Genomic DNA, 14116 nt, shown 5'->3' on the forward strand with positions numbered 1-14116 from the left:
GGAATCCGGTACGTCACCGCGAGCCAGGCCTACGCGTCCATCGCGTACGGCTGGGCCATGGAGGACACGACCGGGTTCGCGAAGCTGCTCGCCGACCCCGCCACCGGTCAGCTGATCGGCGCGCACATCATCGGCCCGCAGGCGTCGACGGTGATCCAGCCGCTGATCCAGGCGATGAGCTTCGGGCTCGACGCGAGGACGATGGCGCAGGGCCAGTACTGGATCCACCCGGCCATGCCAGAGCTCGTGGAAAACGCGCTCCTCAACCTCCCGCTGGACTGAAGGCCTTACGGGACAGGGACTTCCGCCGCTCCCGCGCCGGGACGAAATCCAGCACGATGCAGCGATGACCGAGAGAGTCCTCGTCGCCTACACGTCGAGAATCGCCGACACAGATGACATCGCCGAGATCATCGGCACCGAGCTCGCGGGCTGCGGGCTGAGAGCCACCGTGCTCCCGGTTGCGGCGGCCGAGTCGCTGTACGAGTTCGGTGCCGTGATCCTCGGCGACGCCGCCGCACGGGACGCGCACCGCTTCGTGCGGCGGCACAAGGCATCCCTGAAGCACACGCCGCTGTGGCTGTACCACCGCGGCGCTCCGCCCGTGCCCCACGACGTCACGCGCATGGTCCGCAGGCTCGGGGCCGTCGGACCCGTCAGCTTCGGCGGCGCGGCACCGGACCGGGACCGGGCGAAGGCCTGGGCGCGTTACCTCGCCGACCAGCTCGCGGTGCTGCACCGCGGGTTCGTCTCGAACTGACGTCAGGCCTGCTGGATCCGCACGGTGTTGCCGGCCGGGTCGCGGAACACGCAGTTCCGCACACCCCACGGCTGGTCGGCCGGTTCCTGCACGACGTCCGCACCACCCGCCTGCAGCTTGTCGAACACGCCGTCGAGGTCGGGCGTCGACAGGTTGATGAAGGCGTACGAGCCGTTCTCGATCATCTCGGTGATCGCGGTGCGCTGCGCGTCCGTGAGCCCCTCCGCCAGGGCAGGCGGTTCCAGCACGACGGACGAACCCGAACCGGCCGGGGCGACGGTGATCCACCTCATCGTTCCCCGCCCGACGTCGGCCCGGACCTCCCAGCCGAGCAGGTCGCGGTAGAAGCCCAGCGAAGCCTCGGGGTCGGTGTGCGGGAGGAACGTCGCGGCAATGGTGATGTCCATACCGACAACGCTAGGACCAGCGGGAACGCGCCGCTTCTCGATTCCTGACCACTACACGTAGCGCGGGCGCCCGGCGAGGGCGCCGAGCACCGTCAGCGCCGCGAGCAGGACCAGCTGGAGCACCAGCGACACCGTCCACGAGCCCGTGGACTCGCGCAGCACGCCGAACGCGAACGGGCCGGACGCCGCGATCAGGTAGCCGACGCTCTGCGCCATGGCCGAGAGCCTCGCGGTGTCCGAAGTGGACTTGGTGCGCAGCGACATGATCAGCAGGGCCAGCGGGAACATGCCCATGCCGAACCCGATCAGCACCATCCACAGGCCGGGCGCGGCGGCCGGGGCCACCAGCATGCCGGACATGCCCGCGAACGACAGCACGCCGAGCACCAGCACGACGAGGGACTGGCTGGAGAACCGCGCCGCGATCGGCGGCACGAGCAGGCTGACCGGCACGCCGAGCAGCATCGAGACGGCGACCAGCATGCCCGCGGTGTTGCGGTCCACGCCGGCGTCGACGAGCATCGCTGGCAGCCAGCCCATGACGGTGTAGGCGAACAACGACTGCAGGCCGAAGAACACCGTGATCACCCATGCCAGCGGGCTGCGCAGCAACGAGCGCTTCTCCACCGGTGTCACCGACCGCACCACGGACGCCTCGGAACCGTGCCGCGCGCCTGCGAACCACACGATCACCGCGCCGGCCGACAGCAACGCCCACGCGCCGACGGCCAGCCGCCACGAGCCGAGGTAGTCCTCCAGCCGGGGCGTCAGCGCGGCGGCCAGAGCGGCACCGGCGGACAGCGTTCCCGTGTACACGCCGGTGACGAGCCCGACCTTCGTGGGGAAGGAAGCCTTCACCACCACCGGGATCAGCACGTTGGACACCGCGATGCCCGCGCAGGCGACGAAGGTTCCGCCGAGCACGACCCACGGACCGTCGACCACGCGCAGCACCAGGCCGAGCGTGAGCACCCCCAGTGACAGGCCGATGGCGCGGGCCATGCCGAGGCGGCGGCCGAGCCACGGCGCCGCGAACGCCGCGAAGCCGAAGCAGAGCACCGGAACGGCGGTCAGCGCGCTGGTCCAAGCGGCGGAAACGCCCAGGGCGGCGCGGACGTCGCCGAGGACCGAGGCCAGACTGGTCACCGCGGGCCGCAGGTTCGCCGCGGCGAGGGCGACCCCGATCGCGAGCAGCGTGGACCCGACGAGCGGAACGTGACGATTCTTGACGACCGTCACCCTGCGACCCCGATCGGTGGCAGTCTGTGCGGCAAAGGTCGTCTGCTGGGTCGTCACGCGCCCACTATCGCAGACATGGGATGTTCGGATGAGAGGATGACGCTGTGCCGTTGGCCACTACCCGGCGGGCAGGCCTCGTCGACCAGGTGATCGACCAGATGAGAGGGGCGATCACCAGCGGCGAATGGCCCGTCGGGCAGCGCATCCCGCCCGAACCCGAGCTGGTCACCGCGCTCGGGGTCGGTCGGAACACGGTTCGCGAAGCCGTGCGAGCGCTCTCGCACGCCGGTCTGCTGGAGGTGCGGCAGGGCGACGGCACGTTCGTCCGCGCCACCAGCGAGATCTCCGGCGCGGTCCGCCGCATGTGCGGGACCGAGCTGAAGGAGGTCCTCCAGGTCCGGCGGACCCTGGAGGTGGAGGGTGCCCGCCTGGCCGCCAAGCACCGCACCGAGGCGGAGCTGGCGCGCCTCACCGACCTGCTGTACAAGCGCGACGCCGCGATGGAGGACGAGCGGTGGGCGGAGGTGGTCGAGCACGACACCGCGTTCCACGTGCTGCTTGTGCAGTGCTCGCACAACGCGCTCCTAGCGGAGCTCTACCAGGGCTTGACCGAGGCGGTCAAAGCTTCGGTGGCGGCCTCTGTCGACACCAGCCAGCCCGGCAACGACCAGGTGTCGCACACGGGACTGCTGCACGCGGTCCGCGACGGCGACCAGGAGAAGGCGGCGATAGAGGCGGGCGGGTTCTTCGAGGAGCTGATCGAGAAGTTCTGCTGAACGCGGACAACGGCTGTCCGCACGAGCTCATAGCGTGGGGGCCATGGACATCACGCCGTTCCGCATCGAGATCCCGCAGGCCGAGGTCGACGACCTCCGCTCACGTCTCGCCGGCACGCGCTGGCCCGAGGACGACCTTCCCGGCGTCGGCTGGTCCTACGGCATCCCGTCGAGCTACCTGCGCCCGCTCGCCGAGTACTGGGGCGGCGAGTTCGACTGGCGCGCCCAGGAGGAGCGTCTCAACTCGTACCCGCAGTTCACCACCGAGATCAGCAACCAGCGCATCCACTTCCTGCACGTCCGCTCGGAGAACCCGGACGCCGTGCCGCTGCTGATGATCCACGGCTGGCCGGGGTCGGTCGTCGAGTTCCTGAACGTGGTCGAGCCGCTCTCGCGGGACTTCCACCTCGTCATCCCCTCGATTCCCGGCTTCGGCTTCTCCGGGCCGGTGCGCAAGCCCGGCTGGAACGTGCTGCGGGTCGCGTGGGCGTTCGCGAAGCTCATGGAGGGCCTGGGCTACGACCGCTACGGCACGCAGGGCGGCGACTGGGGTTCCGGCATCGCGCAGGAGATCGGCCGGGTGTTCCCCGAGCAGGTCGTCGGCGTGCACGTGAACATGCTCCAGACGTTCCGGCCGTCCGGCGTCAACGACCTGACGCCCGAGGAGATGCGCGCGCTGGAGTCGCTCGAGGTGTACCAGAAGGAGCTCTCCGGCTACATGCACCTGCAACGCAGCCGGCCGCGCACGTTGTCGTACGCGCTGACGGACTCGCCGGTCGGGCAGCTGGCGTGGATCGCGGAGAGGTTCCACGACTGGACGGACAACGACGGCGTGCCCGAGGACGCGGTGGACCGCGACCAGATGCTGGCCAACGTGTCCGTGTACTGGTTCACCGGCACCGCGGGCTCGTCGGCGGCGCTGTACAAGGAGCAGGCCGCGTCGTGGGGCAAGCAGCAGCCGACCACGGTGCCGACCGGCGTCGCGGTCTTCCCGCACGACCTCAGCCTGCCGGTGCGGTCGCTGGCGGAGAAGATGATCCCGACGATCGTGCACTGGACGGAGTTCGACCGCGGTGGGCACTTCGCCGCGATGGAGGAGCCGGACCTGCTGGTCCAAGACATCAGGAAGTTCTTCGGATCACTGTGAGCACCACACTTTCCCACCGCACCCTCAACCGCACCCTCCTGGCGCGCCAGCTGCTCCTGGAGCGGACGGACATGCCGATCGTGCAGGCCGTCGAGCACCTCGGCGGACTGCAGGCGCAGGCACCGATCCCGCCCTACCTGGCGCTGTGGACGCGGCTCAAGCCGTACAAGGTCGCGGCGCTCAGCAAGCTCATCATCGACCGCTCGCTGGTGCGGATGACGTTGTGGCGCGGCACGTTGCACCTCATCTCGGCCGACGACGTCTACCTCATGCGCACGGCGTTGCAGCCGGAGCTGGACAAGTGGGCGAAGATCGTCATGCCGCCGGCCACGCGGGTCGAGATCGACCTCGACAAGCTGGCGCGGCTCACCCGCGAGTACATCGACTCCGAACCGCGGACCGTGGCGGAGATCGGCGCGTACCTGGAGGAGCAGTTCCCCGAGGCGAAGGCGCGCGAGCTGTCGACGCAGGCGCAGATGCTGGTGCCGATGATCCAGGTGCCGCCGCGCGGGATCTGGGGCGTGGGCGGCATCCCGCAGAACGTCGCGATGGCCACGTGGCTCGGCCGGGAGCTGCCGGAGCGGGCCGCGGTGGGTGAGCTGATCCAGCGCTACCTGCGCGCGTTCGGGCCCGCGACGCTCGCGGACATGCAGGCCTGGTCCCGGTTGATCGGCCTGAAGGCGCACGCGGCCGACCTCGACCTGGTCGAGTACCGCAACGAGGCCGGCAAGGTGCTGCTGGACGTGCCGGACGGCGTGATCGTCCCGGAGGACGCCAAGGCGCCCGCGCGGTTGCTGCCGGCGTTCGACAACGTGCTGCTGGGCCACGCGGACCGGACGCGCATCATGAGCGAGGACGCGCGGTCGCGGTGGGGCGCCGTGCGCAACGGCGTGTTCCCGCCGACGTTCCTCGTCGACGGGTTCCTGCGCGGCACGTGGAACGTCGTGGAGACCAGGGACACCGCGACGCTCGTGGTCGAGCCGTACTTCAAGACCACCAAGAAGGACATGGCCGGCGTGGTCCGCGAGGCCAAGGCCGTGCTGAAGGTGATGGCGCCCAAGAAGGCCCACGTGGTCGCTGCCCCTTAGGGCGGTCTTCCGTGCCCGCGCGGGTGTCTGGCGGCCGTGGTCCGGGACGCGGGCCGTGGTTCAGGCTCGGATCATGGCCGCACGCAGGGAAGCCGAGGTCACGAACGCTCTCGCGGACGGCAAGCGCAAGACCGCCGCCGCCGTCTCCGGGAGTCCGCACGCCCTGCTCGCCCTGCAACGCGACGCGGGCAACGCGGCCGTGGGCGCGCTCATGGCGGCCAAGCAGAAGCAGCCGGACGAGGCGCACATCGACGCCGCGCTGAAGGAAGTCCAGCGCGGCGAGCCCGACGTCGACACCGTCGAGAAGGGACTCAAGGCGGCGCAGTCCGCGGGCGTCCCGGTGACGATGGAGGGCCCGAAGCCGCCCGCGTCCGCGCTCGCCGTGACGACGACGGGGTTCGGCCCGAACTCCGTGCAGCCCAAGAAGCCCACTCCTCCCGCCAAGCCGGTGCCGGCGAAGTCGAAGCTCGGCACGGCGGGCGCGAAGCCGGCGGTCAAGTCCGGCGGTGGCGCGCCGAAACCGGCCGCGGCACCCGTCGTGCCCGCCGTCGCCGCGGCCGACCCGGCGTTCGTCCAGGTGGTTGAGAAGGTGAAGGGCGTCGCGGTGGCCAAGAGGGCGCACCCGCCCGCGGCGGCGAAGGCCAAGGAGGCGCAGGACGCGGCGCAGGCGCCGAGCGACGACCTGGCGGGGCAGGCGAAGGCCTCGAAGGTCGACGCGATGGACGCGCAGCAGGCCGGGTCGTTCGACAAGCAGGCGTTCATCGCGGCCGTGAAGAGCGCGATCGAGGCGAAGGCGCCGAAGTCGTTGCAGGAGGCCACGTCCCCGCAGGGCAAGGCCGACGGGGTCGGCGCCGAGGTCAAGGGCGTGGTCACCCAGGGCAAGGAGGGGCAGGCCAAGGACGTCGAACAGGCCACCGACGCGCCGCCGGACCAGTCGAAGGCCGTGCCGAAGCCCGTCACGCCGATGGCGGCCGAGAACCCCGGTGCCGCACCGGCGATCCCGGCCGCGGGTGCCGCGCCCAAGCCCGTTCCGGCAGCGCGGACCGACCTGACAGCGGGCAAGCGGCAGGTCGCGCAGGAGCAGGGCGACGTCACCGACGAACAGCTGCGCGGCTCCAACGAGCCGCAGTTCCAGCAGGCCCTGGACGCCAAGCAGACCGCCGCCGCGCACGCCGACACCGCGCCCGGCCAGTTCCGCGCGCAGGAGCAGCAGGTGCTGGGGCAGGCCAAGGCGGACGCGTCCGCCGAGACCGCCGCGGGCGTCGCCGGGATGCAGGGCGCGAAGAGCGCCGCACTCGCGAAGCTGGTGGCGGACAAGGGGAAGACGAAGGTCAAGGACGAGGCCAAACGCGCCGAGGTCACCACCAGGGTCCAGGGGATCTTCGCCACCACCGAGGCCGAGGTGAAGAAGATCCTCGGCGGCATCGACGCGAAGGTCGAGACCGCGTTCGCCACCGGTGAAGCCCAGGCGAAGCAGGCGTTCGAGTCGTTCGTCGCGGCCAAGGTCAGTGCCTACAAGCAGGACCGCTACAGCGGCTGGCTCGGCGGGTACCGGTGGGCCAAGGACAAGCTGCTCGGCATGCCGGACAAGGTCGACGAGTTCTACACCGCCGGCCGCGAGCTGTACCTCAGGCAGATGGACGGCGTGATCTCCCGCGTCGCCGACGTCGTGAGCGGCGACCTCTCGCTCGCGAAACAGCGGATCGCGTCCGGCAAGGCCGAGATCGCCGCATACGTGAAGACGCTCTCCCCCGAGCTGCAGAAGATCGGCGCCGACGCGTCCGCGGAGATCGGCGACAAGTTCGAGCAGCTCGAAAGCGACGTCAACGACAAGCAGAACGAGGTCGTCGACACCCTCGCCACCAAGTACACCGAGGCCAAGCAGGGCATCGACGAGCGCGTCGAGGCGCTGCAGGCCGAGAACAAGGGCCTGGTCGACGCCGCGATCGACGCCGTCAAGGGCGTGGTCAACACCATCCGCGAGCTCGCCGGGATGCTCCGCGACGTGCTGGCCCGCGCCGCCGGGGTGGTCGGCGACATCGTCAAGGCGCCCGTCGAGTTCCTCGGCAACCTGGTCGCCGGGGTGAAGGGCGGCATCCTCAAGTTCAAGGACAACATCCTCGACCACCTGCGCAAGGGCCTGATGGGCTGGCTCTTCGGCGCGCTGGCCGAGGCGGGCATCGAGCTCCCCGAGAAGTTCGACGTGCGCGGCATCGTCAAGCTGCTGGCGTCGATCTTCGGCCTGACCTGGGCGAACATCCGCACCCGGCTGGTGAAGCAGATCGGTGAGAAGGCGATGGCCGCCGCCGAGAAGGGCGTCGAGATCTTCCAGGTCCTGACGTCCCAGGGCGTCGCGGGCCTCTGGCAGATGCTGGTGGACAAGCTCGGCGACATCAAGGAGACGATCCTCGAGCAGGTGAAGGACTTCGTCGTCACGAAGATCATCACCGCCGGCATAACCTGGCTCATCGGCCTGCTCAACCCCGCCGCCGCGTTCATCAAGGCCTGCAAGCTCATCTACGACGTCGTGATGTTCTTCGTGAACAACGGCAGCCGGATCATGAAGTTCGTCAACACGGTGATCGACTCGGTGGCCGACATCGTGCGCGGCAACGTGAGCGGCGTCGTCACCAAGATCAACGACGTGCTCGGCCAGATGGTCCCGATCATCATCGGCTTCCTCGCGAGCGCCATCGGGCTGGGCGGCATCGGCGCGAAGATCCGGTCGATCATCGAGACCCTGCAGAAGCCGGTGAACAGGGCGCTCGACTGGGTGATCAAGAAGGGCCTGACGCTGGCCGGTCCGATCATCAAGGGCGTCAAGGGGCTCGGCGCCAAGGCCAAGGCGAAGTTCGACTCCGCCAAGGAGAGGCTGACCGGCCGCAAGAAGGACGCGGAGCCGGGCAAGGTCGACATCTCGAAGCCGGTGGAGATGAACGGCGCCGGGCACACGCTGTTCGCGAAGACCGAGGGCACCAAGCTCGTCATCGAGATGGCCTCGCGCCGCGACCGCATGGAGAACCTGCTGCGCCACGCCCGCGCCGAGCTGGCCCAGCGCAACGAGGCCAACCTCCCGCGCAAGGGCCTGAAGAAGGCGCTGGACGACGTCGAACGGCCGTTGGTCCTGGCGCAGAACCTGCACGACTCGCAGTACGCGCCGGGCGGCAGGATGACCGCCGACCTCGAACGGCAGATCAACGAACGCATCGTCGAGGCCGCCGGTCTGCTGGTGGACGTCGGCCGCACGTACGGGTTGAAGAGCCTCGAACACCTGGCGCACGCGTCGGAGTGGGTCACCGCCGAGCAGGAGCTCAAGGCCCCGTACCGCGGCACGAACTTCCGCCCGCAGGTCTACGGCGGCTGGAACTCCGACAACGACACCTACGGCAAGAACCGCAAGGCGGCCTTCACGCACTTCCGCTCGCTGATCCCGGCCGGCGCGCCCGAGCTCGCCAACCCCAAGGCCTACCACTGCCCGGCGTGCGGGAAGATCCGGATCAACGACAAGAGCGGCAGCCCGCTCACGTTCGACCACAACCCGTCCGTGGTGAACCACTGGATGTCCCACGGCGGCAACGACATGAGCTACGATGAGCGCAACGACTGGTTCAACGGCGGTGGTTCCGGCTCGAAGCTCGTGCCGATGTGCGGCAGCTGCAACTCCGGCAAGGGCGGCGAGAACCCCGTGCCGAACGACTTCAAGGTCCAGGCGAAGTTCCGCGGCCGGGGCGAGGGCAGGGCCTAGGCGACCTGCCTGATCACGTCGAGGGTCGCCGTGATCGCCGGCCGGCGCGAGGCCTGCGTGCGCCACACCGCGTACAGCCGCCGGGTGGGCGTGGGCCGCAACGGCACCGCCACGACGCCGTCCGGCACCTCCTCCCGGCCCAGCCTCGGGATCAGCGCGACCCCGATCCCCTTGGCCAGCAACGCCATCTGCGTCCGGTACTCGCTGATCCGGTACGCCACCACCGGTTCGATGCCCGCGCCGTGGAACGTCCGCTCCAGCCAGTCGAAGCAGATCGACCCCTCGGTCTGGCAGATCCACCGCTCGCCGGCGAGGTCGACGGGTTCGAGGAACTCCCTGCGCGACAACGGGTTCGCGACGGGGATCAGCACCTCGGCCACGTCGTCGCCGATGAACACGCGGGTCAGCGACTCCGGCACGGGCAGCGGCGTGTTCGCCCAGTCGTGCACGATCGCCATGTCCAGCTCGCCCCGTGCCACGGCCTCGGTGGCGTACGGCGGGTCGATCTCGGTCAGCCGCACGTCGAGCGCCGGGTGCCGGTCGAGCAGCCGCGCCAGGACCTCCGGCAGGAGTCCCCGCGCGGCCGTGGCGAACGCGCCCAGGCACAACCGGCCGATCGCGGTGCCGCGCTGCTCCTCCAGCGCGACCTCGGCCTCCTCGACGAGCTTGAGGACCTGCCCCGCGGTCTCGCTGAGCAGCAGCGCCGCGTCGGTGAGGCGGACTCCCCGGCCACTGCGTTCCAGCAGCGTGGTGCGGGTCTCGCGTTCGAGCTTGGTGATCTGCTGCGAGACCGCGGACGGCGTGTAGCCGAGCACGTCTGCCGCGGCGCCGACCGTGCCGTAGGTGGCGACGGCGTGCAGGGCCTTCAGTCTTCCCAGATCGAGCATGTAGCGATGCTAAACCCATAACCTAAGCAATCGAAACTGGTGCTAAACAGTCGGTACGCGCAGGCTGGTGGCCATGAGTCCCCGTCACGTCCCGCTCGCCGTGCTCGTCGCCGCCATCTGGGGCTTCAACTTCGTCGTGCTCAAGGTCGGTCTCGACGAGTTCCCGCCGATCCTGTTCTCCGCGCTGCGGTTCCTCGCGGCGGCGGTGCCCGCGGTCTTCTTCGTCGGCCGGCCCTCGGTGGCGTGGAAGTGGGTCGTCGCCGTCGGGCTGGTGCTCGGCGTCGCGAAGTTCAGCTTCCTGTTCATCGGCCTGAGCGCGGGGATGCCCGCCGGGTTGTCCAGCCTCGTGCTGCAGAGCCAGGTGATCTTCACGGCGGTGTTCGCCGCCGTGGTGCTGCGCGAACGGCCGCGGCCCGTGCAGGTCGCCGGGATCGCGCTGGCGGTCGCCGGCATCGGGATGATCGCCTGGGACTACGGGCTGTCGTCGCCGCTGCTCGGGTTCCTGCTGGTCATCGCGGCCGCCGCGTGCTGGGGAGTGTCGAACGTGCTGATGCGGTACGCGCGGCCCGCGGACACGCTGCGGTTCATGGTGTGGGTGAGCGCGGTGGCGGTGCTGCCGTTGTTCGCGCTGTCGGCGCTGACCGAGGACATGTCGGCGCTGGGCCGCCTCGACTGGGCAGGGGCGGGCGCCGTCGGGTACGTCGCGTGGATCTCGACGCTGCTCGGGTTCGGCGTCTGGGGCTTCCTGCTGCGCCGCTACGAGTCGTCGGTCGTGGCGCCGTTCTCGCTGCTGGTGCCGGTGTTCGGGATGTTCTCGGCCTGGGCGTTCCTCGGCGAGGACCTGACGCCGTTGCGCGCGGCGGCCGGCGGGGTCGTGCTGCTGGGCCTCGCTATCCCGCAGTTCGCGGGGCGCCGGGCGGCACGAACGGAAGTCCTGCCGGAGCCCCTCGTTCCAGCAGGTCGATGACCGCCTTCGTGTCGAGGTGATCGGCGACCAGGTCGCCCAGCAGGTCCAGCTGGGCCTCGCGGGCGGCCTGGAAGCTCACCTCGTCCGGCGTGAAGTCGCGGCTCGCGCGGTCGGCCGCCCACCGCAGGAACCTCCGCCGGAACGCGTCGTTCTCCAGCAGGCCGTGCCAGTGCGTGCCGAGAACGCGGTCGGTCTCCGCTCCCTCGTCGCCGACCAGCGGCTTCTCGGCGCTGCGGACGACCTGGCCGTGGTGGATCTCGTACCCGGTGACGGGCTCGCCCCAGACCGTTCCCGACGGCGTGGCCAGGGTCTTGCGGGCCTGGAAGCGGATGTCGACGTCGAGCAGGCCGAGCCCGTCGACCGTCCCGCTCCCGGACTCCACGTCGTCCTCGATGGTCTTCGCCAGCATCTGGAAACCACCGCAGATGCCCAGGACCGGGCCGTCGAACCGCTGGACCGCCCGCGCCAGGCCGGTTTCCCGCAGCCACGCGAGGTCGGACACGGTCGCCTTGGACCCCGGCAGCACGACGAGGTCCGCGTCCGCCAGCCGCGACGGCTCGGTCACGAACCGCACGGACACACCGGGTTCGCAGGCCAGCGCCTCGACGTCGGTGGCGTTCGAGATGCGCGGCAACCGGATCACGGCGACCCGCAGCCAGTCGCGCTTCGGTGGAGACGGCCGGCCGATCACGCCGTCGGCGTTGTAGGACAACGAGTCCTCGGCGTCGAGCCACAGCTCCTCGCGCCACGGCAGCACGCCCAGCACCGGACGTCCGGTGAGCGCCTCGATCTGCCGCAGACCGGGTTCGAGCAGGCGCTCGTCGCCGCGGAACTTGTTGACGACGAAGCCCGACACCAGCGCCTGGTCGGCGGCGTCGAGCACCGCGACCGTGCCGAAGAGGTGCGCGAACACGCCACCGCGGTCGATGTCGCCGACGACGAGCACCGGCAGGTCCGCCCGCGTCGCGAGGCCCATGTTCGCGATGTCGTTGGCGCGCAGGTTGATCTCGGCCGGCGAACCGGCACCCTCGCAGATCACGACCTCGTGGTCGTTCCTCAGTCCATCCAAAGTGGACAGGACGGTGTCGAGCAGGTGCTGCTTGCGGTCGCGGTAGCTCAGCGCGGACACCTCGCCGACCGCCTGGCCGAGCACGACGACCTGGGACGTGCGGTCGCTGCCGGGCTTGAGCAGCACCGGGTTGAACCGGACGCTGGGCTCCTGGAACGCGGCCCGCGCCTGCAGCGCCTGGGCCCGCCCGATCTCGCCGCCGTCGAGTGTGACGAACGAGTTGTTCGACATGTTCTGGGCCTTGAACGGCACGACGTCCACGCCCTGGCGTGCCAGGAAGCGGCACAGACCGGCCACGAGGACGCTCTTGCCCGCGTCCGAGGTCGTCCCACAGATCAACATCGCGCCCCGCATGGACGCCAATGCTGCCATCATCACCGTCATGGTCACCGTCGTGCTGATGCACAGCCCGTTCCTCGGCCCGTCGAGCATGCGCCCGCTGGCCGACGAACTGGCGTCCGACGGGGTGGCCGTCCTGCTCGCCGACCTGCAGATGAGGATCAACGAGGCACCCGTCCACCAGCGGCTGATCGGCGCCTTCGCGGACGCGCTGGACGACGCCGGGGCCGCGGGCGAGCTGGTGCTGGTCGGGCACAGCGGAGCGGGCCCGCTGCTGCCGTGCTTCGCCGACGCGCTCGAACTGGACGTCGCGGGCCTGGTGTTCCTCGACTCCGACCTGCCCACGCCCGGCAGGTCGTGGCGCGAGACCGTCGACCCCGCGCTGGTGCGCCAGGTCAAGGCGTCGGTGCGCGACGGCAAGCTGCCGCGCTGGGACCGGTGGTTCCCCGAGGACCCGCTGAAGCTGGTGCCCGCCGGGCTGCGCGAGGAGATGCGCGACGAGGCGCCCGAGGTGCCGTGGGAGTTCCTGAAGGAGCAGCGCCCGACCGTCGAGTGGTCGGGGCCCTGCGGGTACGTGCTGCTGTCGTCCGCCTACGACGACGCGGCGGCACGGGCCGAGGAGCTGGGCTGGCCCGTCGAGCGCGTCGAGTCGCACCACCTGGCGGCCGCGACGTCGCCCTCGACGGTCGCGGCCGCGCTCAAGTCGGTGATCAGCAGACTGTGAGGATCTCCGAGCCGGTGTCGGTCACGACGATCGTGTGCTCGAACTGAGCGGTCCAGCTCTTGTCCCTGGTGGTGACGGTCCAGCCGTCGTCCCACATCTCGCCCTCGAAGTCGCCGAGGGTGATCATGGGCTCGATCGTGAACGTCATGCCGGGTTCGAGCACGGTCTTCACCGACGGCTCGTCGTAGTGCAGGACCACGAGTCCGCTGTGGAACGTCCGCGCGATGCCGTGGCCGGTGAAGTCGCGGACCACGCCGTAGCCGAACCGCTTCGCGTACGCCTCGATGACGCGCCCGACGACGTTGAGCTCACGACCGGGCTTCACGGCCTTGATGGCGCGCATGGTCGCCTCGTGCGTGCGCTCGACCAGGAGCTTGTTCTCCTCGGAGACGTTGCCCGCGAGGAAGGTGGCGTTCGTGTCGCCGTGCACGCCGCCGATGAACGCCGTCACGTCGATGTTCACGATGTCGCCGTCCTCGACGACCGTGGAGTCCGGGATGCCGTGGCAGATGACCTCGTTGAGCGAGGTGCAGCACGACTTCGGGAAGCCCCGGTAGCCCAGCGTCGACGGGTACGCGCCGTTGTCGCACAGGAACTCGTGCGCCACCGCGTCGATCTCGTCCGTCGTCACGCCCGGCACGACGACCTTGCCGGCCTCCTGCAACGCCTGGGCGGCGAGCCGGCCTGCGACGCGCATGGCCTCGATGATCTCGGGCGGCTGCACCCACGGGTCGGTGCTCTTCTGCGGCGCGGGCTTGTCCACGTACTCGGGACGCACGATGCGCGAGGGCACCTGACGACGCGGGGATTGCACACCGGGTTGCAGCACAGCACGAACAGCCATGCGTCCCAGATTAGCCGTCGGCGCCGGGGGCCACGGTCACGAGCCCGACGTCGGCCGCCGCGACGAGCAGTCGCTTGTCGTAAGCCACGAACGCGTGCAGATCCGCGCGCAGGCGGCACGCCGT

At 70.2% G+C, this 14116-nt stretch carries 12 protein-coding genes and 1 pseudogene; 8 read left to right on the plus strand and 5 right to left on the minus strand.

The features are described 5' to 3' along the window. Window positions 1-282: pseudogene (locus VF330_RS36580) on the plus strand (mycothione reductase); the annotation flags it as partial. Window positions 283-346: 64 nt separating this feature from the next. After that, window positions 347-760, plus strand: a complete 414-nt coding sequence (locus VF330_RS36585) for a hypothetical protein (RefSeq protein ID WP_330856319.1) — start codon at window positions 347-349, stop codon at window positions 758-760. Window positions 761-762: 2 nt separating this feature from the next. On the opposite strand, the gene VF330_RS36590 is transcribed toward VF330_RS36585, so the two are convergent. Then, the gene (locus VF330_RS36590) at window positions 763-1167 is read right to left on the minus strand and encodes a VOC family protein (RefSeq protein WP_330856320.1); all 405 of its coding nucleotides are present in this window, start codon (window positions 1165-1167) and stop codon (window positions 763-765) included. A 51-nt stretch (window positions 1168-1218) separates the two neighbouring features. After that, window positions 1219-2406, minus strand: coding sequence for an MFS transporter (locus VF330_RS36595; RefSeq protein WP_330856321.1), 1188 nt, complete (start codon window positions 2404-2406; stop codon window positions 1219-1221). Window positions 2407-2510: 104 nt separating this feature from the next. On the opposite strand from VF330_RS36595, the gene VF330_RS36600 reads away from it, so the two are divergent. The 4 genes from VF330_RS36600 (at window position 2511) to VF330_RS36615 (ending at window position 9162) form a co-directional block, all read left to right on the plus strand. Beyond that, entirely contained in the window at window positions 2511-3182 is a 672-nt protein-coding gene (locus VF330_RS36600; protein WP_330856322.1) for a FadR/GntR family transcriptional regulator, read from the plus strand. Window positions 3183-3225: 43 nt separating this feature from the next. Then, entirely contained in the window at window positions 3226-4329 is a 1104-nt protein-coding gene (locus tag VF330_RS36605; protein ID WP_330856323.1) for an epoxide hydrolase family protein, read from the plus strand. Beyond that, window positions 4326-5417, plus strand: a complete 1092-nt coding sequence (locus VF330_RS36610; protein ID WP_330856324.1) for a winged helix DNA-binding domain-containing protein — start codon at window positions 4326-4328, stop codon at window positions 5415-5417. Before VF330_RS36605 ends, VF330_RS36610 begins: the two co-directional genes overlap by 4 nt. A 73-nt stretch (window positions 5418-5490) precedes the next feature. After that, on the plus strand, window positions 5491-9162 hold the full coding sequence (locus tag VF330_RS36615) for a hypothetical protein (protein WP_330856325.1): 3672 nt from the start codon (window positions 5491-5493) through the stop codon (window positions 9160-9162). On the opposite strand, the gene VF330_RS36620 is transcribed toward VF330_RS36615, so the two are convergent. After that, entirely contained in the window at window positions 9159-10049 is an 891-nt protein-coding gene (locus VF330_RS36620) for a LysR family transcriptional regulator (protein WP_330856326.1), read from the minus strand. The two genes, VF330_RS36615 and VF330_RS36620, sit on opposite strands and share 4 nt — an antisense overlap. A 73-nt stretch (window positions 10050-10122) precedes the next feature. On the opposite strand from VF330_RS36620, the gene VF330_RS36625 reads away from it, so the two are divergent. Continuing rightward, window positions 10123-11016, plus strand: coding sequence for an EamA family transporter (locus tag VF330_RS36625; protein WP_330856327.1), 894 nt, complete (start codon window positions 10123-10125; stop codon window positions 11014-11016). Here VF330_RS36625 and VF330_RS36630 read toward each other — a convergent pair. Next, on the minus strand, window positions 10940-12439 hold the full coding sequence (locus VF330_RS36630) for a cobyric acid synthase (protein WP_330856330.1): 1500 nt from the start codon (window positions 12437-12439) through the stop codon (window positions 10940-10942). The genes VF330_RS36625 and VF330_RS36630 overlap by 77 nt on opposite strands. On the opposite strand from VF330_RS36630, the gene VF330_RS36635 reads away from it, so the two are divergent. Continuing rightward, window positions 12438-13148 carry a hypothetical protein gene (locus VF330_RS36635; RefSeq protein WP_330856328.1) on the plus strand — a complete coding sequence of 237 codons (711 nt, stop codon included), beginning with the start codon at window positions 12438-12440 and terminating at the stop codon, window positions 13146-13148. The genes VF330_RS36630 and VF330_RS36635 overlap by 2 nt on opposite strands. On the opposite strand, the gene map is transcribed toward VF330_RS36635, so the two are convergent. Beyond that, window positions 13135-13992, minus strand: coding sequence for a type I methionyl aminopeptidase (gene map, locus VF330_RS36640; protein WP_330856329.1), 858 nt, complete (start codon window positions 13990-13992; stop codon window positions 13135-13137). The genes VF330_RS36635 and map overlap by 14 nt on opposite strands. Between the last annotated feature and the right edge of the window lie 124 nt (window positions 13993-14116).

The organism is Lentzea sp. (assembly GCF_036380075.1).
GTDB lineage: Bacteria > Actinomycetota > Actinomycetes > Mycobacteriales > Pseudonocardiaceae > Lentzea.